At 48.0% G+C, this 19707-nt stretch carries 25 protein-coding genes; 6 read left to right on the forward strand and 19 right to left on the reverse strand.

Translation table 11 applies throughout. The annotated features are described in order from the left end of the window. Window positions 1–246: 246 nt before the first annotated feature. Window positions 247–666, forward strand: a complete 420-nt coding sequence (locus DFR62_RS00830) for a hypothetical protein (RefSeq protein WP_058380522.1) — start codon at window positions 247–249, stop codon at window positions 664–666. Window positions 667–731: 65 nt separating this feature from the next. Here DFR62_RS00830 and DFR62_RS00835 read toward each other — a convergent pair whose 3' ends face one another. Both DFR62_RS00835 and DFR62_RS17285 read right to left on the reverse strand, forming a co-directional pair. Beyond that, window positions 732–2231, reverse strand: coding sequence for a flotillin family protein (locus DFR62_RS00835; RefSeq protein ID WP_121297613.1), 1500 nt, complete (start codon window positions 2229–2231; stop codon window positions 732–734). A gap of 107 nt (window positions 2232–2338) precedes the next feature. Further along, a complete protein-coding gene (locus DFR62_RS17285) occupies window positions 2339–2509 on the reverse strand; it encodes a hypothetical protein (RefSeq protein WP_158290775.1) in 171 nt (56 codons plus the stop codon). A 243-nt stretch (window positions 2510–2752) separates the two neighbouring features. Between DFR62_RS17285 and DFR62_RS17290 the strand changes: the two genes are divergently transcribed. Continuing rightward, window positions 2753–2896, forward strand: a complete 144-nt coding sequence (locus DFR62_RS17290) for a hypothetical protein (RefSeq protein WP_167456508.1) — start codon at window positions 2753–2755, stop codon at window positions 2894–2896. Between the two features lie 42 nt (window positions 2897–2938). On the opposite strand, the gene DFR62_RS00840 is transcribed toward DFR62_RS17290, so the two are convergent. Continuing rightward, window positions 2939–3148: a DUF3886 domain-containing protein gene (locus DFR62_RS00840; protein WP_121297614.1), complete on the reverse strand. Its 210-nt coding sequence runs from the start codon at window positions 3146–3148 to the stop codon at window positions 2939–2941. Window positions 3149–3160: 12 nt separating this feature from the next. Beyond that, entirely contained in the window at window positions 3161–4345 is a 1185-nt protein-coding gene (locus DFR62_RS00845; protein WP_121297615.1) for an acetyl-CoA C-acetyltransferase, read from the reverse strand. A gap of 74 nt (window positions 4346–4419) precedes the next feature. Here DFR62_RS00845 and DFR62_RS00850 point away from each other — a divergent pair, with 74 nt between their 5' ends. Together DFR62_RS00850 and DFR62_RS00855 are read left to right on the forward strand one after the other, a co-directional pair. Beyond that, window positions 4420–5319, forward strand: coding sequence for a hydroxymethylglutaryl-CoA lyase (locus DFR62_RS00850; RefSeq protein WP_121297616.1), 900 nt, complete (start codon window positions 4420–4422; stop codon window positions 5317–5319). Window positions 5320–5331: 12 nt separating this feature from the next. Beyond that, window positions 5332–6291: an alpha/beta hydrolase gene (locus tag DFR62_RS00855; RefSeq protein ID WP_121297617.1), complete on the forward strand. Its 960-nt coding sequence runs from the start codon at window positions 5332–5334 to the stop codon at window positions 6289–6291. Window positions 6292–6378: 87 nt separating this feature from the next. Here the strand turns inward: DFR62_RS00855 and DFR62_RS00860 are convergent, their stop codons facing one another. The 6 genes from DFR62_RS00860 to yneA form a co-directional block, all read right to left on the reverse strand. Next, window positions 6379–6612: a YneF family protein gene (locus DFR62_RS00860; protein WP_058380516.1), complete on the reverse strand. Its 234-nt coding sequence runs from the start codon at window positions 6610–6612 to the stop codon at window positions 6379–6381. A 146-nt stretch (window positions 6613–6758) separates the two neighbouring features. Beyond that, entirely contained in the window at window positions 6759–7916 is a 1158-nt protein-coding gene (locus DFR62_RS00865) for a PstS family phosphate ABC transporter substrate-binding protein (RefSeq protein ID WP_121297618.1), read from the reverse strand. 157 nt (window positions 7917–8073) lie between these two features. Then, the gene (gene tkt, locus DFR62_RS00870) at window positions 8074–10074 is read right to left on the reverse strand and encodes a transketolase (protein ID WP_121297619.1); all 2001 of its coding nucleotides are present in this window, start codon (window positions 10072–10074) and stop codon (window positions 8074–8076) included. Window positions 10075–10159: 85 nt separating this feature from the next. Next, a complete protein-coding gene (locus DFR62_RS00875) occupies window positions 10160–10393 on the reverse strand; it encodes a DUF896 domain-containing protein (protein ID WP_058380513.1) in 234 nt (77 codons plus the stop codon). A 58-nt stretch (window positions 10394–10451) separates the two neighbouring features. Then, on the reverse strand, window positions 10452–11105 hold the full coding sequence (locus DFR62_RS00880; protein WP_121297620.1) for a YneB family resolvase-like protein: 654 nt from the start codon (window positions 11103–11105) through the stop codon (window positions 10452–10454). After that, window positions 11102–11419 carry a cell division suppressor protein YneA gene (gene yneA / locus DFR62_RS00885; RefSeq protein WP_121297621.1) on the reverse strand — a complete coding sequence of 106 codons (318 nt, stop codon included), beginning with the start codon at window positions 11417–11419 and terminating at the stop codon, window positions 11102–11104. Before yneA ends, DFR62_RS00880 begins: the two co-directional genes overlap by 4 nt. A 167-nt stretch (window positions 11420–11586) precedes the next feature. On the opposite strand from yneA, the gene lexA reads away from it, so the two are divergent. Then, the gene (lexA, locus tag DFR62_RS00890; protein WP_068462754.1) at window positions 11587–12207 is read left to right on the forward strand and encodes a transcriptional repressor LexA; all 621 of its coding nucleotides are present in this window, start codon (window positions 11587–11589) and stop codon (window positions 12205–12207) included. Between the two features lie 153 nt (window positions 12208–12360). Here the strand turns inward: lexA and DFR62_RS00895 are convergent, their stop codons facing one another. The 5 genes from DFR62_RS00895 to DFR62_RS00915 all read right to left on the reverse strand — a co-directional run bounded on the left by DFR62_RS00895 (window position 12361) and on the right by DFR62_RS00915 (window position 16454). Next, the gene (locus DFR62_RS00895; protein ID WP_121297622.1) at window positions 12361–12564 is read right to left on the reverse strand and encodes a hypothetical protein; all 204 of its coding nucleotides are present in this window, start codon (window positions 12562–12564) and stop codon (window positions 12361–12363) included. A gap of 60 nt (window positions 12565–12624) precedes the next feature. Then, on the reverse strand, window positions 12625–13155 hold the full coding sequence (locus DFR62_RS00900; protein WP_121297623.1) for a hypothetical protein: 531 nt from the start codon (window positions 13153–13155) through the stop codon (window positions 12625–12627). Window positions 13156–13347: 192 nt separating this feature from the next. Beyond that, window positions 13348–14682, reverse strand: coding sequence for a type I glutamate--ammonia ligase (gene glnA, locus DFR62_RS00905; RefSeq protein ID WP_101190491.1), 1335 nt, complete (start codon window positions 14680–14682; stop codon window positions 13348–13350). Between the two features lie 38 nt (window positions 14683–14720). Further along, window positions 14721–15107 (reverse strand): MerR family transcriptional regulator, encoded by a 387-nt coding sequence (locus tag DFR62_RS00910; RefSeq protein WP_121297624.1) that lies wholly within the window; start codon window positions 15105–15107, stop codon window positions 14721–14723. Window positions 15108–15221: 114 nt separating this feature from the next. After that, on the reverse strand, window positions 15222–16454 hold the full coding sequence (locus DFR62_RS00915; RefSeq protein ID WP_121297625.1) for a methionine gamma-lyase family protein: 1233 nt from the start codon (window positions 16452–16454) through the stop codon (window positions 15222–15224). Window positions 16455–16563: 109 nt separating this feature from the next. On the opposite strand from DFR62_RS00915, the gene DFR62_RS00920 reads away from it, so the two are divergent. Then, window positions 16564–17172: a trimeric intracellular cation channel family protein gene (locus DFR62_RS00920; RefSeq protein WP_121297626.1), complete on the forward strand. Its 609-nt coding sequence runs from the start codon at window positions 16564–16566 to the stop codon at window positions 17170–17172. A 32-nt stretch (window positions 17173–17204) separates the two neighbouring features. Here the strand turns inward: DFR62_RS00920 and DFR62_RS00925 are convergent, their stop codons facing one another. From DFR62_RS00925 to DFR62_RS00940, 4 genes are read right to left on the reverse strand one after another with little or no spacing between them, the layout of a single operon-like run. Further along, window positions 17205–17507: a rhodanese-like domain-containing protein gene (locus DFR62_RS00925; RefSeq protein WP_121297627.1), complete on the reverse strand. Its 303-nt coding sequence runs from the start codon at window positions 17505–17507 to the stop codon at window positions 17205–17207. A gap of 40 nt (window positions 17508–17547) precedes the next feature. Next, window positions 17548–17772, reverse strand: coding sequence for an RNA chaperone Hfq (hfq, locus tag DFR62_RS00930; protein WP_112231553.1), 225 nt, complete (start codon window positions 17770–17772; stop codon window positions 17548–17550). Between the two features lie 18 nt (window positions 17773–17790). After that, window positions 17791–18735, reverse strand: coding sequence for a tRNA (adenosine(37)-N6)-dimethylallyltransferase MiaA (gene miaA, locus DFR62_RS00935; protein ID WP_121297628.1), 945 nt, complete (start codon window positions 18733–18735; stop codon window positions 17791–17793). Beyond that, a complete protein-coding gene (locus tag DFR62_RS00940; protein WP_121297629.1) occupies window positions 18728–19648 on the reverse strand; it encodes an alpha/beta fold hydrolase in 921 nt (306 codons plus the stop codon). Before DFR62_RS00940 ends, miaA begins: the two co-directional genes overlap by 8 nt. Between the last annotated feature and the right edge of the window lie 59 nt (window positions 19649–19707).

A 19707-nucleotide genomic window follows, 5' to 3' on the forward strand; every position in this document is an offset into this window, starting at 1 on the left:
CCTTTTTTCAAAGGCAAGGCTTATACATGTAAATTACGCGGTTATGTTATTTTAAGCTAACCCCATCTATGTCGCGGGTTTGCTTATTTTTATTGGGTGTTTTTTCAAGAAAAACAGAGTTTGTACCTAGACTTTTTTATTTATCGAAAAGGACTTTTGCAGGTTTGAAAGAATACCTAGAAGTGAATATACTGATTACGACTGAAATTTTCAAACCTTAATTTCAAGAAATCGGGGGCGTGCAAAATGATGAATTTTTATTTGACCCAATCCAAAAAATCTTATCAGTCAGCAGACGGAGATGCCATTTCGATGCATTCATACCTCGTTGTTGAATCTGTGACTAGATCCCTTGGACAGGAGTTTAAAAATCATAAGCTGGCATGGGAAGCAGAAGACCGCTGGCTGCTTGCAGACGCCCCGGAGAAAATCATCCATATGCCTGATGGCTATCAACGTTTTGAACTCTCAGAGCCGGTGTTTGCATCCTTGCGCTTGCTGGCCGAAACCCAGCCAAAAGAGCTTCATACCTTGACGCCTTTTTCCAGAAAACGCACTTCCGAAACATTCATCGAGCAGCAGCAAGCTGAAGCGCGGAGGGAATTTCATTTCAACGACGTAGCCAAGAGCTTAAAGCAGATGTTCAAAGACATCATGACGGTCTAGAAGCTCTGCATATAAAAAAGACGGAGAACAGAATCTGTTCTCCGTCTTTTTGTGTTTAATTCGCTTTAAATTTGTTCCGGGTCTTCTTTGGCAGCTTCATCTACAGGCTGTTCATTTACCTGGTCATCAAGTTGGTCATTGGCTGGTTGGCTGACCGGTTCGATAGTTCGTGTATTTCTCGATGTGTAGGTCTTCAGCATGTCAGCAATATCAATGCCCGTCATTTCCTTCAATGGTTCTTGCATGTCGACCATCGTGCGTGTCACGCTTCTGCCGAATGACGGAACGCCTTGGCCGTTACCGGAATCAATGATTTTTACGGAATCGATATTGTTAAGCGGCTGCGCTACTTTTTCAGCGAATACCGGCAGCATATCGATCAGTTTCTCCGCAATGATGACATCGCCATGTTCTTCCATGGCTTCCGCGAGCAATTTGCGGGATTCCGCTTCTGCTTTACCGCGTTCACGGATGACTTCGGCTTCGGCAGCACCTTCATCGCGTTTGATCTTCGCTTTCGCTTCCCCGTCGATCACTGAACGTCTTGCTTCCGCTTCTGCCGTACGTGTCGTTTCGTAGTAGCTGGCATCCGCTTTTGTTTTGCGGACTTTGCTTTCTTCTTCTTCAAGGCGGACCGCACGTTCGCGTTCCATGAACTGCATATTCAATTCTTCTTCCTGGATTTCCATTGCGAGTTTCGCTTTTTCAAGCTCATATGATTGTTCAGACTTGGCGCGTGCGCGTTCGGTTTCTTCCTTGAAGGCCGCATCTTTCAAGTCTTTCTGTTTGCGCGACTCGGCAATGGCGATTTGGCGCATATATTCTTCTTCTTTCGCTTCTTGGTCGGTCTGGGCACGGTGGATGCGTGTTTCCCGCTCCGTGTTCGCTTCTGCGATTTCCGCTTGCTTGCGGACTTCAGCGATGCGCGGGCGCCCGAGGTTCTCGAGATAGCCATTGTCTTCATCGGCGTCGCGAAGGTCCGTCAATCCGAGTGAAGTGATTTTAAAGCCCATTAAATCAAGTTGCTTTTGCGCGATTTCCTGGACATCGGTATTGAATTTCTCCCGGTCGCTATTGATGTCTTCAACGGTCATCTTCGACAAGATGGCACGCAAATTACTGCCAAGGACCTCGATAATCTCGCGTTCGATTTCATCTTGCTTTTTCCCAAGGAATTGCTCGGCGTAATTAGCGATGCCATTCAAGGTATCTGCGACTTTGACCATCGCGACAGCATCTGCTACGATCGGCACGCCGGCATTCGTGTAGACACGCGGCGTCGACAGTTTCAACTGGAACGACGTCAAATTGACCGGTGTCGAAGTCTGGAAGCGGCGCAGCAAATACCCGCCGCCGCGGATGATCTTCATGGATCGCCCTTCATCGTCCGTAAAGATGTTCGTGTCTTTTTTCGGATCCCCGAGTTTCGGCCCTGTAATGATCAAGGCTTCATTCGATTTGGCGGTGCGGTAGCGTATTTTCATCCAAAAGAAATAGCCGACGCCGGCAACTGCCGCCAAAATAAGAATCACAATTAAAATTGAAATAATTCCGATTGACTCCATCTTATCCCATCCTTTTCAATAAGCTGATTTTCTCCTGCACTATTCTATACGGTCGAATCAGTAAGATGTTTCAAAAAAAGGGAAAGAATAGCCATTCTTTTTGCAAACTAGTCCGCCATCACTTTAATCAATGAAAAAGTGACGGATAACACCATCAACACAAACACAAAATATCCGAAATGAATCCACGGTTTCGTATGCGGCTGGATGAGCCTGGGTTTCCTTTGTTCCGGCTCTTTCTCCAGCGCCGGGTTTGGCGGCATCTCTTCATCCCTCATCTTCTAATCCTCCTGTAATCATGTTTTTCCCTATTTAAGCTTCAATGCTTCGTTGAATAGTCTTGATAGTAACGTGCACTTCTTTCATTATATCAATTGACGGTAAATGGAATATAAAAATATTTTGGAAATTATTTACTAAATTCAATTAAACAAGTCGATGAACAGCTTTCTTTGGTAAAATAAAAACAATAGCTGCATTGTACAAGGTGGGTATTCTCTCAGAAATGGGGTGGGCAGGCCATGAAACTTATCGACGATCTGGCTGGCGCGATTTATGATGTCTTGAGCTGGCTTTTATGGGGTTTTTCATATTTTTCTGCAGGGATTATTATTGTAGGCATCCCGTTATATTTAATCACTTATCTATTCAAATGGTTAGCCTGAACGAAGAACCCCCTGCCACATTTGTGACAGGGGGTTTCACCGTTAATATTTAGTTCCTGAATCTCCATGCCGCTCAAGTAATTCGGCAAACGACAGGTTCTTCTCGCGTTCTTTGCGTTCAAACTGGCGCTGCGCTTCTTTTTCTTCTTCAAGCTTCTGCTGATCTTTCACTAATTCTTTTTTTGTGGCTTTGAGCTTCAATAGCTGCTCTTCTGAAAAAAGGCCGTTATCGTTGAGTTTATCTTTCGCCATACTATTCTCTCCTTATGGGCGTTTTACGATCGTTGCAACGCCTTGTCCGCCGCCGATGCAAAGTGTCGCAAGGCCTGTCTTGGCGTCGCGCTTTTTCATCTCGTGTAGAAGCGTCACGAAAATCCGTGTACCGCTCGCGCCGATCGGATGGCCAATTGCGATGGCTCCTCCGTTGACGTTCAATTTTTCGTGATCAAACTTCAATTCACGGTCAACTGCAATTGATTGCGCCGCAAACGCTTCGTTCGCTTCAATCAAATCGATGTCGCCAAGCGTCATTCCCGCTTTTTTCAAAGCATTTTTCACCGCTTGCACGGGTCCGATGCCCATGACAGCAGGATCGACGCCTGCGTTGCCGTTCGCAGAAATGACCGCAAGAGGCGTGATGCCAAGCTCGTCGGCTTTTTCTTTTGTCATGACGATCACTGCCGCTGCGCCGTCGTTGATGCCGGAGGCGTTCCCCGCTGTGACACTTCCTTCTTTTTTGAAAGCCGGGCGAAGTTTCGCCAGTTTTTCTTCAGTGGAAGAAGCTTTCACATACTCATCCGTTTTGAAGACGACGGGCTCGCCTTTGCGCTGAGGAATTTCGACAGGCACGATTTCTTCGTCAAACCTTCCGCCTTCGATGGCCGCTGATGCCCGGGCTTGTGAACGGGCCGCAAAACGATCCTGTTCTTCGCGTGAAATCTCATAGCGGTCACACAGGTTCTCGGCTGTTACACCCATGTGGTAATCATTGAATGCGCACGTCAAGCCGTCATGGACCATGCTGTCGACCACTTTCTGGTCTCCCATGCGGTAGCCCTCTCTTGCGCCTTCTAATAGATACGGGGCACGGCTCATATTCTCCATGCCGCCTGCCACGATGATATCGGCATCGCCCGCAAAAATCGCCTGGTACGCCAAATGGATCGATTTCAAGCCGGATCCGCATACTTTATTGATGGTCATCGCCGGCACCGTCTCCGGAAGCCCGGCTTTGATGGAAGCCTGGCGCGCCGGATTTTGCCCGAGCCCAGCCTGCAGGACATTGCCCATGATGACTTCCGATACTTGGTCGCCCGCTACCCCTGCGCGCGATAGAGCTTCCTTGATGACGATGGCCCCGAGGTCTGTCGCCGGCACATCTTTCAGCGCCCCCTGGAACGAACCGACCGCGGTTCTGACAGCGCTTGCAATTACGATTTCTTGTGACATTTCTTTTATCCCCCTTGTCTGCTTCTTGCTCTTTTATCCCCCCTATCGCTACAATAAAGCTGAGGGGGGATAGTATGTTTAGTTTACCAAAAACAGCTACGATTATCGAGGTTGGGCCGCGCGATGGCCTGCAAAATGAAGCCAGGACCGTCAACACCGAAGACAAACTGGATTTTATCAAGGCCTTGCAAGAAGCAGGATTAAAGGAAATGGAGCTGACTTCGTTTGTGTCGCCTAAATGGGTGCCGCAAATGGCCGATGCACGGGATATCGTTGCCGGTGCAAAAAAGACCGGCCGCCAAATGGTGCTGACGCCGAATGAACGCGGCATCACATCTGCCTTGGAGGCCGGTGCTGATTCGATCGCCGTCTTTGTCGGGGTTTCCAATTCATTCAATGAAAAAAACATCAACAAGACGACAGCCCAGTCCATGGAAACGTTGAAGCCATTGATCGAAAAGGCCAAACAAGACGGCATCTTCGTCCGCGCCTGTATTTCAACAGCGTTCTACTGCCCGTTTGAAGGAGCAGTCGATCCACAACGAACGATCGATTTATGCCAGCAATTTGTCGATTGGGGAGTCGATGAATTGAGCGTCGCCGATACGATCGGCCTGGCGAATCCGCAAGAAAGCCATGAGTTGTTCAGCCGATTGAAAGAGCAATTTCCGGATGTACTGATTGCAGCGCACTTCCACGACACGAGACGCATGGCGCTCGCCAATGCCTATGCAGCACTTGTTGCCGGAGTCGACCGGTTTGACGCTTCTGCCGGCGGGCTCGGCGGCTGCCCATTTGCACCGGGGGCTACCGGCAACGTCGCGACAGAAGACTTGGTCCACATGTTCCACCGCATGGGCGTCGACACCGGGGTCGATCTCGAGAAACTTTACGAAGCGATCTCGCTCATTGAACCGCATGTATCGAACCCGCTGCAAACAGGCATGTATACGTTGTACAAAAACAGAAAATGAGGTGTGTGCGCCGTGAAAAAACGACTCTTGATGACAACAGCCATCGTCTCGAGCACATTGACTGCTTCTTTTGCCGCATTGGGTTTTGCCGCAAGCAACCGTCTCATGTATGTAAAGAATAAAGACGCATCCTTGATTTTGGAACGGGAAACGAACGCCAAACGCTATGATGAAGCTTGGTATGCCAACGCCAAGAAAAGCGAACAATGGATCGAATCCGCTAACGGCTATCCGATCAAAGCGATTTTCCTGGAGCCGCACACCACAAACCGATACGTCATCATTTGCCATGGCGTCACCGAAAGCAAAGTGAACTCGTTTAAATATGCGCGCATGTTCGAACGCCTCGGATTCAACTCTGTCGTCTATGACCACCGCCGGCACGGCGAGTCCGGCGGCAAGACGACGAGCTTCGGGCATTATGAGAAGCTGGATCTGCAAGCAGTTGTAAAGGCCTTACAACTCCATGTTGGGCCATCTTTGTTCTTTGGCATCCACGGCGAATCGATGGGCGCCGCGACGACGCTATTGTATGCCGGAATGGAGGACTCGGCGGATTTTTACATCTCCGACTGTGCCTATTCCGATATCAGCGAACAGATTCTGCACGTCATGCGCACGACGACGCCGATGCGCACTTCTTTGGCGCTTCGCCTTGCCAACGTATTCCTGAAACTGCGCGACGGCTATTCCATCACCACCGTATCGCCCCGGGAAGTCGTTAAAAAGATTGCAAAGCCTGTGCTGTTCATCCATAGCCTGCCGGATGAGTTCGTCTTGCCGAAAATGACGAAAGAATTATTCGAATTGAAACAAGGCGCCAAACAGCTGAAATTGTTTGATGAAGGCGAGCATGCCCAGTCGTTCAATAAAAATCCGGACGAATACGAAGGGACGGTTGCAGAGTTCTTGACGGCCTATGATTTATTAATGCCTAAACCTGCTGCCGGCATTTCACAGATTTCCAGCTAACCGAAGCACAAAAAAGACCCACCGTTCAGAAGCGAACGGTGGGTCTTCTTGTATTCATCACCTATGGGCGAATAATTGCATAAGCGTTTATTTTTTGCCCGGTTTTGTCGAGGCTTTGTTCATTTGAGCCATCATTTGGTTGATTTTCTTTTGAGATGGTTTTTGTCCCATTTGCATCATCATAATCCGCAGCATCTCTTCGTTGATCGGTGGGTTATCCTGCAAATATTTCATCATGTATCGGCGAGCGATAAAGAATCCAAGTGCAACACCTGCGAGTAAAGCCACAATAACGATAACAATCCAGATCCATGTATCCATACAAATTACCTCCTTCGTGTTGCCAATTAAATCATGCACCAAAAAGGATTATACTATAAATTTCAGGACGTGACTATATGAACGGCATTAAAATTGCGGAGAAACAAAGACTGCTTCCTAACATACACTGAGCAGCCGCTGCACGGTCACTCGCGGGACGAATCTAAGGGCACATATCCCGCTGCTTCAACCAAGCGCTGCCCTTGACCGGAAGTGAACCATTGTGCCAATTCCAAGGCTTCCGGGCTGCTGTGCTGCGTGGTGGCGATATAAAACTCCGAAGTTAGGGGATATTCATCATTTCGAATGGCGCCAACTGAAGGAATAACGCCATCGATAGCCAAGTATCGAATCACTTTATTGCCGGCCATTTCCTCCCCGTAGAAACGGAATGTAAAGCCGAGCGCATTTTTGTGGTTTTTATATTCTGCCACCTGATTGATGATGCCGCCCATGCCTTCTTCTATGTTTTCACGTGGAGCCTCCATCACCGGCACCTTGCCCATGAACTGAAGCAGCGCTGTTTGGCTGCCGCTATCTTCCGGACGCTGGAAAGCCCTGATCTCTTCAGCCTCTCCACCAACTGAAGACCAATCGGTGATTTCGCCGCTATAGATCATGCGCAGATCTTCAGAACTCAATGACTCGACCGGGTTGTCTGCATGGACGAAAAAGACGAAAGCCTCTTTCCCGATCGACGTCAGTGTCAGCTCGAGCCCCTTGGCATCTGCTGTTTTCAACTGCCCATGTGATGGCGCAGCGGCAAAAATTGCATCCACCTCTCCTTCAAACAAATTGGAATACGCAAAAGGCGTTGTATTGACCATCACTTCGCTGTCGGATGGTTCATACCAATCTTCCGGGTAGAGCATTTCTGCAGCGGCTGCATATATGGGGTAAAGTGCAGTCGCCCCGTCGAGCCTTGGCAAATCCCCTTCAAACTGGAGTTCGGGTTCCTCGTCCAATACATTCAGCTTGGAGTCTTCTTGAAAAGGCATATATGAATAGATGTCCACTTCAGCCGAAACGCTAGGGATGGAATCTAAATAAGCTTGGTAAAGCGGCCAAACCGCAAGCGTGATGGCAAGAACAACGAACACTACTCCTGTCTGTTTCCATCTCTTCGCGTCGCCAATTCGCTTGGATAGCAAAAAAATGAAAAACAAAAACAGGAGGACAAAGAAAAACAGCGGCAGCCACGCCCTTTCTCCCGAGAGTAATAACATGATGCCACCAAAAAAGCCGACAATGCTTATAGCGATGAAAATAGCAAAAGCTGGTATTAAACTCCATGGTTTCTTCATAATTCCACCTCTTAAACCGATTATAACCGGACAGGGCTATAAAATGATCGAACTGAAAAAAATTCACAAGAAAAAGCCGCCAGAATTATTTTCTGACGACCATTCCTTATATTAAGACTTTAATTTCACTTTCAAGAACCGAGAACTAAACCGGAATTCACCCGTTGATCAATTGCTTCACTTTGAATGCAACGTTTTCAGGCGTGAAACCGAATTCTTCCATGATTTTCTCACCAGGAGCACTAGCCCCGAAGTGATCGATCGCGAGGATATCGCCTTCAAATCCAGTGTAGCGGTCCCAACCGAATGATGAGCCCATTTCGATGGCGAGGCGTTTTGTGATGTTTTTCGGCAAGACGGATTCTTTGTACTCTTTATCCTGCTGTTCGAAACGATCCCATGATGGCATCGACACAACAGACACCGAGATGCCTTGTTCTTTTAATTGCTTCTGTGCATCGATTGCTAGGCTGACTTCAGATCCAGTCGCTAGAAGCAATGCTTGTGCATCTTCAGCTGGAGACACGACGTAAGCGCCTTTTTCGACTCCTGCTTCCGCTTTTTCGCCAGTTGTTTCGAGGACTGGCAAGTTTTGGCGGGACAATACGAGCAAGGTCGGCTTGTCTTTAGACGTGAGCGCCAAACGCCATGCCGCTTTTGTTTCGTTCGCATCGGCTGGGCGGATGATGCCCAAGTTTGGCATTGCGCGAAGTGAAGCAAGCTGTTCGATCGGTTCGTGTGTCGGGCCATCTTCTCCGACCGCTACGCTATCATGCGTAAACACGTAAGTGACTGGAAGTCCCATCAAAGCGCCTAGGCGGATCGCTGGGCGGACGTAGTCACTGAACACGAAGAATGTACCGCCGAAGACATGCAAGCCACCGTGAAGCGCCATTCCGTTAAGTGCAGCGCCCATCGCGAATTCGCGAACGCCGAACCAGATATTGCGGGCTTCTGGATGCTCAGCATCGAAGTCGCCGCCGTCTTTGATATTGGTTTTGTTCGAACCAGCAAGGTCAGCGCTGCCGCCGAAGAACGAAGGAACCGTCTTAGCGATGGCATTGACCATATCACCGGATGATGCACGCGTTGCTTGCTTTTTACCGACTTCGTATTGCGGGAACTGCGAGTCGAAATCAGCCGGCAAGTCACCACGGATCGCTGCTTGCAGCTGGGAAGCAAGTTCAGGATGCTGCTCTTCGTACTGCTTGTACAGTTCATTCCAAGCCGACTCCGCTGTAGCGCCAAGTGATTCTGTCGATTCTTTGAAGGTTTCGTAAACTTCTTCAGGAACATGGAAATCTTGATCGAACGTCCATTTATAGTATTCTTTCGTCAATTTCATTTCATCTTCGCCAAGTGGAGCACCGTGCGAATCCGCTTTACCGGATTTGTTCGGGGAACCATAGCCGATGACTGTCTTGACTTCCACCAATGTCGGTTTGTCAGTAGATTTTTTCGCTTCAGCGATTTTTGCAGACAAATCGTCCATGTCGTTGCCGTCATCTACACGGAGATAGTTCCAGCCGTAAGACTCGAAACGCTTCTGGATGTTCTCTGAGAAGCTCATCGACAAATCGCCGTCGAGTGAAATGTCGTTGCTGTCATACAAAACGACTAATTTATCCAGTTTGAGGTGCCCTGCAAGCGAAATTGCTTCTCCGGCTACGCCTTCCATCAAATCACCATCTCCGCAAAGAGCGAACGTGTGGTGGTCAATGATGTCGAGACCCTCTTTATTATATGTAGCTGCCAAATGGCGTTCTGCCATTGCCATGCCGACTGCCATGCCGATCCCTTGGCCAAGCGGTCCAGTTGTCGCTTCGACACCGACAGTGTGCTTGTATTCAGGATGTCCTGGCGTCTTGGAATCCCATTGGCGGAAGTTTTTGATTTCCTCCATCGGCAATCCGTATCCGCTTAAATGAAGCAGGCTGTAAAGCAACATTGAGCCGTGTCCTGCTGACAGCACGAAACGGTCGCGGTTGAACCAGTCTGGGTTGTTCGGGTTGTGGTTCATATGTTTTGTCCAGAGTGTATACGCCATTGGAGCGGCGCCCATTGGAAGTCCCGGGTGTCCGGAATTGGCTTTTTCGATAGCATCGATAGAAAGTGTACGAATGGTATTCACTGCAAGTTGATCTGCATGGTTTGACATAGTGACATCCTCTCTGAAACTAAATTTAATCCTATTCTAGTTTAGTCAACAATAGGACAGAATACAATGAAAAAGAGAATAAGTATTAATTCAAATACTTATTCTCCCGTTTATTTTTAATTTTGTCTGGCGTTACGTCTTTTCCTTCCGGATCGATGACGGTAACATTTTCTATCGTTCCACGCATTGACTTGCGGAAACTTTGCAAGTATTCCTGGCGCAATGCTGATTGTTCTTTTGCTTCTTCTTGCGACAGCCCGTCACGCTTGGACTTTTTCGATAGTTCATTGATACGTCCGATCTTATCTGGAGATAGCATGTAAAGTCCCCCTTTCCACTGCTCCATCGTACAAAAAAAGGCGGGACAGTGCAAGGTTTCAGCTTTCTTTCATTTGCTGGTACTCGCGGAAACGGCGGTGCACCGTCGCTTTGCTTGCTTGGTAGCCGAAGCCTTGCAGCGTAACCGCGATTTCATGGAAGGTCAAGCCGCTCGCTTTCAAGCTGACGATTTGGTCTACCGGAAGATCCAAGCGCTCACGGCCGTCCGGATTGCCTTTTCCTTTCAAATTGCGTTCTGGCTTGTAGCCGTTCTCCACAGCACGCTTCATGCCCCGTTTGATCTTGGCATTGTGGATTTTGCGTTGGTATTCTTCAACTATAGCCAAGATTTCGAGCACCATGTCATCCATATCGTTCAAAGCGATCGGGCCGTGGTCGGACAGGGTGTAGACATCGACTTCATGCTTTTTCATGACATGCAATAAAGCGATGCGGGCATGCCCCCTGCCTAAACGCGTTTCATCCTGGATGAAAACGGCATCAACTTTTTCGCTTTTGACTTGGTTGAGCATCTCGAGAAGCCCTTCACGGTCCATCTCATAGCCGCTATGTTGGTCACTGTAAACGTCTTCGACCAGGTAGCCTTGCTCGAATGCAAATGCCAGCAATTCTTCTTCCTGCCGTTCAAGTGAAGTTTCCTGCTCGTCTTTAGTGGTACTGACACGGCAGTAAACTAACGCTTTTTTCTTCATTCTGCATCACCTGCGTAGTATTTAGTTTCATCCGGAGAAAAGTTCAACTGATCTGCAGGAATCTTCAACGATTGCCCTGCTACGATTTTTGTCGTCTTCAAATTATTCACTTCCATAATCTCTTCTATCCATTCATGGTGGGGAGTTTCGCCGCTGAACGATTCAGCCAGCTCCCATAGCGTATCACCTTTTTCAATTTGCAGCTCGCCCAATTGCTGCTTTTCGGCATTATGACTGATCACCGCGTAAAATGTAAACACTACAATGAGTGAGAAAAAGAAAACCAAATATGAGTTCCGTCGAAAGAATGTCATTCAAGCCGCCTCCTTTAGAATATTTGTTCGGAATGTATGTTCTCATATTAAAGCGAACAAGCGTTTCTTGTCAAGATTAAATTCGAACCTATGTTTGCATTTCAATGCCCGAGTTGCTATACTATAGATAGTTAATCTTAAATAAATCCTATAAAGAGGTGAAACTGGTGAAAAAAGTATCTAAGCGTCAGGAAGACATCCTGAATTTCATAAAAGATGAAGTCCGTGCAAAAGGCTATCCACCCTCCGTCCGGGAAATCGGCGAAGCGGTCGGCCTAGCATCCAGTTCGACTGTCCACGGCCATCTAGCGAGACTCGAAAGCAAAGGCCTCATCCGCCGTGACCCAACTAAACCGAGAGCAATCGAAATCATCGGCTCCGAAGAAGCACTGATCGATAAGAGCCCTGTACTTCATGTGCCGCTGATCGGTAAAGTTACAGCAGGTATGCCAATCACTGCGATTGAAAACGTGGAAGAGTATTTCCCGCTGCCTCAAACATATGGCACAGAGGAAGATCATATTTTCATGCTCGAGATTATGGGTGAAAGCATGATTGAAGCCGGCATTCTAAATGGCGATTACGTCGTCGTCAAACAACAGCAAACTGCCAACAACGGAGACATCGTCGTCGCGATGACCGAAGAAAATGAAGCCACGGTCAAACGCTTCTTCCGTGAAGATAATTACTTCCGCCTGCAGCCTGAAAATTCATCGATGGATCCGATCATCGTTGACCAAGTGAGCATTCTCGGCAAAGTCGTCGGCGTTTACCGCCAAATCCATTAAGAACGCCGCTTCAATTCAAGAAGCCATAGAAAAAAGGAGGAACGCATGACTTCCTCCTTTTTTCTATGGCTTTTTTATCGGTAATAATCTTATGTAACCTTAAAAATATGAAAACAGCTGGGGAACTATCCCCAGCTGTCTATATTGTGTTTTTTAACTTGTTTGCGTTTCCGTTACGACGATGTATTTGACCAAGTTAATGGTAATGCGATAAATCTTGCCATTCGCTTCGTCAGTCAATTCATAGGTGCCGTTCGATGGCACTTGGCTGATGGCCGATTCCTTGTCGATCGCTTTCACTGTATGCACGATGGTATTCCCTTGATCAAAGAAGAATTCTACTTGAAACGTTTTCACCGAGATTCCTCCCTTCGACATGAATGGATATGCATTTATTAGTGTAGCATAAACTGCCGCTTAGTTTCGGTTTTGCCATTCCTTGAAAATCATAACTTTTAAAGCCAGCATTTCTTCTTCATTCAAATCATCGTCGAGTTCCTCCATGACTTGTTCAGCTGTCATCGTGTCGTTTTCGACGGCATTCTTCATTTTCAACAAATTGCGAAAACCAACTTTCTCCATCATAACGCTAGCCGCATCCTCTTTGGTCTCAAAAGCCAGTTCCTGCTCTTCTGGCGCTTGTTGAGGGTCGACTTCAATAGAATCCCCTTCATCTATGTTTCCTTCTTCAAACTGCTCGTCCATGCCGCTGCCTTGAGATTCTTTCGGAATCTCTTGCTGGGACTGCCATTCTTCCATATAGCGGCTGACTTCCGGGTCCGCCTCGATTTGCTGGACCATTTCCTCCATCTTGCCGCTTTGCTCGAGTTCTTCAAATGCTTTTTGCGCTACTGCCTCCGAAGATAGATTCGGCCCCACCGCATATAAGGTGATTCCTGCGAATGAAAAGGCAATGAGAAAGACGATGATGACATTCATAAACCGCATTTTATCCCTCCAGATATTAAAAGTTCTTTCATATAAGTAAAATCTTACCACGTTTTCTTCGCTCAGCGTATGTGTGAAAGGGCACAATCTTTAGACTGTTTTCCTTGAGTGGTCCTTATATCTCTTACCGTATGGCCTAAGTCATTACCAACCATAAAAAAACCGGAGCGCTGGGCTCCGGTTTTTTCGTTATTAATACATTTTCAAGTATTGCTCGCGCTCCCATGGGTGGACGCTAGTTCTAAACATATCCCATTCGATTTCCTTCGCTTCCACGAAGTTATTCAAAATATGTGAACCGAGAGCTTTTGTCATGACTTCATCGTTTTGCAGCTCATCAAGCGCTGCATACAATGTGCCCGGCAGATCTTCAATGCCGACTTCTTTGCGTTCTTTGCGGTTCATCGCATAGATATTGCGGTCAACTGCTTTTGGTGGAGTCAAGTCACGCTTGATACCGTCAAGGCCAGCGCCAAGCAATACAGCCATAGCCAAGTAAGGGTTCGCAGCAGGGTCAACAGAACGCACTTCTACGCGCGTAGACAAGCCGCGTGAAGCAGGGATGCGGATCAACGGGCTGCGGTTCTGGCCAGACCAAGCGATATAGCAAGGTGCTTCATAACCAGGAACCAAACGCTTGTAAGAGTTGACTGTCGGGTTTGTCACAGCGGTAAATCCTTTAGCGTGCTCAATAATGCCAGCCAAGAATTGGTACGCTGTTTTGCTCAACTTCATGTCGCCGTCTTCGTCAAGGAAAGCATTTTCGTTGCCTTTGAACAAGGAAACGTTCATGTGCATGCCCGATCCATTGACGCCGAACAATGGTTTCGGCATGAATGTTGCGTGAAGGCCGTGTTTACGGGCGATCGTTTTAACAACCAATTTAAACGTTTGGATATCATCGCAAGCTTTGATGGCATCTGCATATTTAAAGTCAATTTCATGCTGTCCTGGCGCTACTTCGTGGTGGGATGCTTCGATTTCAAAGCCCATTTCCTCCAGCTCAAGTACGATGTCGCGGCGGCAGTTTTCGCCAAGGTCCATCGGTGCCAAGTCAAAATAGCCACCGTGGTCATTCAGCTCAAGAGACGGTTCGCCTCTTTCATCAAGTTTGAACAGGAAGAATTCCGGCTCTGGCCCTAGGTTGAAATGAGTGAATCCAAGTTCTTCCATCTCTTTCAAGACACGCTTCAAGTTTGTACGTGGGTCGCCAGCAAATGGCGTGCCGTCTGCATTGTAAATATCGCAGATCAAACGTGCAACTTTACCTTTTCCAGTAATCCATGGGAATACAACCCACGTATCAAGGTCAGGGAACAAATACATATCGGATTCTTCGATGCGGACGAAGCCGTCGATAGAAGATCCATCAAACATCATTTTGTTGTCGAGTGCTTTTTCAAGCTGGGATGTTGGGATTTCTACGTTTTTGATAACGCCGAGAATGTCGGTGAATTGCAGGCGGATAAAATTGACGTCTTCTTCTTTAACCAATCGAATAATGTCTTCTTTTGAATACTTGCTCATGTACTGTTCACTCTCCTAGGTTATATTATGTAGCCCGCTTATTTAAAGAAACGGGATAAATCACCGTGTCGTTGGGATGCCTGGCTAAACGGCCGTGCCTGATGCTTCATCTCCTCGCGCAGCAAGCTGCGGAGTTCTGCATCACTCAATGTCTTCGGCTCGGCTTGGTCGTTTTGCGGCATCTCTTTTGATTCGTACAGTTTTCTGATGCCTGCAACGTTAAGTCCCTGCTCCAGATAATCCTTGATCTCGAGCAGTGCATCGACATCATTTAATGAAAACATGCGCTTATTGCCTTCTGTCCTAGCCGGACTGATCAGCTTTTGCTCTTCGTAATAGCGTATTTGCCGTGCTGTCAAATCCGTCAGTTGCATTACGATGCTGATCGGGAGAATGGGCATGGTGCGGCGAACCCGATTTGTCATAAGTTTCACCCATTTCACTAATTACTACATTTTCAGTTTATTACATGTCAGGTTATTTGTCAAACAGACGTTAGATTTTCTGACATGGTTTTTTCAAACTATTTTTAATAGCTCTTATAGCAACTGTTCTTTCTCCAAAGCTTGCAATGCGTTGACGACCGCCAGCTTTACATGCTCATAAGTCAATCCACCCTGCACAAAAGCTGTAAATGGCGCCCGAATTGGCCCATCAGCTGTCAATTCGATGCTCGCGCCTTGAACGAAGGTACCGGCTGCCATGATGACATCGTCTTCGTAGCCAGGCATATAGGCCGGTTCAGGCAGAAATTGTGCATTAACTGGAGAATTCGCTTGGATTGCGCGGCAAAACGCCACCATTTGCTCAGCTGTCTGGAACGATACCGACTGGATTAGGTCTGTCCGCTCTGCACTATAATGAGGGCTGGTTTTCATGCCGGCCGTCTCCAATAAAGCTGCAGTGAAAATCGCACCTTTCAAAGCCTGCGACACGACATGCGGAGCCATGAAGAACCCTTGATACATGTCAGCGAGCGCATTGAGCGAAGCTCCAGCCTCCCCTCCTATACCCGGAGAGGTCATGCGGTAAGCGCATTTTTCAACAAATTTGTGTTTACCAGCGATGTACCCGCCGATTTTGGCAAGTCCGCCTCCCGGATTCTTGATTAATGAACCCGCGATGAGATCTGCACCCGCTTCAATCGGTTCTTCGGTTTCCACGAACTCGCCGTAGCAATTATCGACGAATATGACAGCGTCCGGCTTGATGTCCCGGATTTTTTCGACCATGCCCTTGATTTCACTGATGGTGAAAGAAGGACGGTTATCGTAGCCTCTCGAACGCTGGATCGCGACCATCTTGGTATTGACTGAGATGGCTTGTTCAACGGATGGCCAATCCACTTGGTGTTGTTCGTTCAGGCCCACGTGCCGGTAGAAAATACCAAAATCCTTAAGGGAACCTGTATCTTCCTCTCCGCCAGAGACAATTGAAGCAAGCGTGTCATAAGGCTCGCCTGTGATATACAATAGTTCATCACCTGGCCGCAAGATGCCGAACAGCGAGATGGTAATGGCGTGCGTGCCGGAAATGATCTGCGGGCGGACCAGCGCTGCTTCGGCCTTGAACACATCAGCATAGACACGCTCCAACGTATCTCTGCCTTCGTCATCATAACCATAGCCTGTAGATGGATGGAAGTGATGGTCGCTCACTTTCTGCCGGTGGAAGGCTTCAAGTACTTTCTGCTGGTTGTGCAAAGCGATGTCATCGGCCGCTTCTAATTGCGGTCGAATCATATCTTCTGTCTTTTTGATTAGGTTATACATAGGAATCTCCATTTCTCTTCGGTGGTTGATTGCTCATTAAGCTATTTGAAAATGTCTCCAATTCTGCTACAATTCATAGAGTTGTTTAAGTTAAGGAGGGCGTCGAATAATGGCTTGGGAAGTACTAAGCGCCATCGGGACCATTGCTTTCGCGGTATCCGGGGCGATCATTGCCATGGAAGAAGAATACGATATTTTCGGCGTCTATCTGCTTGGCGTCGTTACGGCATTCGGCGGCGGAGCCATCCGCAATCTATTGATTGGGGTGCCCGTATCCGCTCTATGGGAACAGGAATTCATGTTCCAATTGGCGCTCATCTCCATCACCATCGTGTTCTTGTTTCCGCATAAGACACTGGGCCACTGGAATCGCTGGGGCCATTTCTTCGATGCAATCGGCTTGTCCGCATTCGCGGTGCAAGGCGCTTTATTTGCGGTCGAATTAGGGTTGCCGGTCTACGCAGCCGTTGTGGCTGCAGTGCTGACGGGGTCAGGCGGCGGCATGGTGCGGGATCTTCTCGCAGGAAGAAAGCCCCTGGTGTTAAAGGCGGAAATATATGCTGTCTGGGCAGCAATCGCAGGGTTGCTGATCAGCATTGATGTCATCCGGACCGATTTTATGCTTTACGCCTTGTTTTTCGCCATTACACTGCTGAGGATCTTATCCTATACGTATAAATGGAAATTGCCAACACGAAAAATTCTCACCACATCATAAAAGCCGACCGGCAAATGCCGATCGGCTTTTTCTCATCCGTAAACAGTAACACCGCGCCATGAAGACATGCCGCCATCGACATTGACTGAATGGAATCCATTCGACTCCAAGTATTCTGAAGCTTTCGCGCTGCGGCCGCCTGCCTGGCAGACGACATAGTATTCTTTCGAGGAATCCAATTCCCCTGTACGCTCCGGCAATTCGCCGAGCGGGATGTGCTGTGCTCCCGGAATCATACCGGCAGCCACTTCATCTCTCTCACGAACGTCGATGATGTGGAGTTCGTCTCCGGCATCCACTTTCTGGTTCAGTTCATCTGTGCTGATTGATTTCATTCGCTATTCCTCCCATTGATTATTTGCGCTATTGCATTGTTTATTCCTGATGCTCGATCGATACCGGTTTTGACGGTGAAAAAGTCGAAATGGCATGTTTGTAGATCAATTGTTGCTTACCTTCCGTTTCCACCAGCACCGTGAAATTATCATAGGATTTGATGGTGCCTTTCAATTGGAAGCCGTTAAGCAAAAACACCGTGACGAAAATATTGTTTTTGCGCAGCTGGTTTAAGTATACATCTTGGATATTAACCGGTTTCATGGAACTCCCCCTGTTTCTCTAGCGTATAGTTTTAGCCATTTGTTCAATTCGACGATTCCGGTCGCTTTCCTGCCAGAAGCGCATAATTTCTTCCAAATTGTTTTCTGGATCTATTGTTGCATCCAGCCAAAGAATCGGCATTTTATTGCGAAAATAAGTAAATTGGCGCTTAGCGTATTGTCTTGAATTGCGTTTCAGTTTAACAATTGCCTCTTCCAATGGATACATGCCATCGAAATATCCATACAATTCCTTATACCCGATCGCTTTAATGGACTGAACATCACGCAACCCACTGTCATGCAAGCGCCGAACTTCATCCAGCAAGCCGGCTTCCATCATCCCGTCGACGCGGCTGTCGATGCGCTCATACAATTCGGCCCTTGGCACATCGAGGCCGATGATCAATTCATCATACATCGGCGTCCTTGCCAGACTGCCGTCTTCTTTTTCCTCGCCGCTCAATAAAATCTCCAGCGCACGCAAGACGCGTCGTGTATTGTTCGGGTGGATGTCGATGTCCGGATCCAAGGCCATTAATTTGCTGTGCATCGCCTCGGGCCCAAGGTGTTCGAGCTCAGCTTGCAACGCGTGCCTGAGTTCTTCATCGACTTGCTGCTTGGAGAAGCGGTAATCGAACAGCACCGATTGGACATATAGCCCCGTCCCACCGACAATGATCGGCAGCTTGCCGCGCTGTTGGATTTCTGCAATCTTCTCGCGAACCAGCGATTGGTATTCAGCAACTGAAAACGATTCGTCCGGGTCCCGGATGTCGAGCAGATGATGCGAAATGCCGTCCATCTCCTCCGGCCGGATTTTGGCCGTTCCGATATCCATTCCCCGATAAACCTGCATTGAATCCCCGTTGATGATCTCTCCATTAAAACGTTTGGCAAGTTCGATGCTAAGTGCGGTCTTGCCGGAAGCGGTTGGGCCAACAATGGCGATTACTTCAACCATAATCATTTATCCAATCGATAATGACTTGCTGATACGTTTCAGCGTTCAACTCATGCAGCACTTCGTGGCGGCCTTCTTCTGCCATATAGACTTTCACTCTTTCAATGCCCGCTTTCTCGAATTGGGCAGCCGCTTCGAATACGCCGCTGCCTTTCGCGCCGACCGGGTCCATCGATCCGCTGATGAACAAGACGGGAAGCTTTTTGGGGATCCGCCTGACTTCACCCATCTGGTGAATAATCTCCAAGCCTTCGAACAAGTCGACATAAAATTGGTTGGCCATTTCAAACCCGCACCACGGATCCGCTTCGTATTGTGCGACCGTTTCTGTTTTGCGGCTCAACCAGGAAAACTTGGATTTTTCATCCAGAAAATCTTTATTGTAACTACCGAAGATCAACTTCCCGAGAATCGGGTTGATCGCTGTCTTCCCCTCGAGCCTGCTGAAGCTTTTCGCGGCAGCGATGCCTGCAGACAATGAAAATCCAGGATGCCCGCCGGTCCCAGACAGCACAGCACAGTCCACTTGCTTTCCATAAAGCTGCAAATAGCGCCTGGCGACAAATGATCCCATCGAATGGCCAATCAACGTGAACGGCAGCTTTCCGATTTCATGTTGTGCATGAACAATGGCTTCGTGTGCATCTTCAACGACGCGCAAGAAGCCCTCGTTTTCCGCAAAATATCCAGCTGCTCCATTGTGTTCCGCTGTTTTGCCGTGGCCTCTTTGGTCATGTGCCGATACTGAATATCCTTGTTGGTTCAGTGAACGGATAAAATCTTGGTAACGGCCGCTATGTTCAGCCATCCCGTGGATAATATGCACATGGCCTTTCGGATTTTCCGCCCTATGCAAGCTGCAGTAGAGTTCGTGGCCATCCGACATTCGAACGAATGAACTTGTCATGTCCATCGATTCACATCCTTTCTGTAACCTTATAATGATATATCTTCTGCCATTCCCTTAAGTAG

The sequence above is a fragment of the Planococcus citreus genome (assembly GCF_003664125.1).
Classification (GTDB): domain Bacteria; phylum Bacillota; class Bacilli; order Bacillales_A; family Planococcaceae; genus Planococcus; species Planococcus citreus.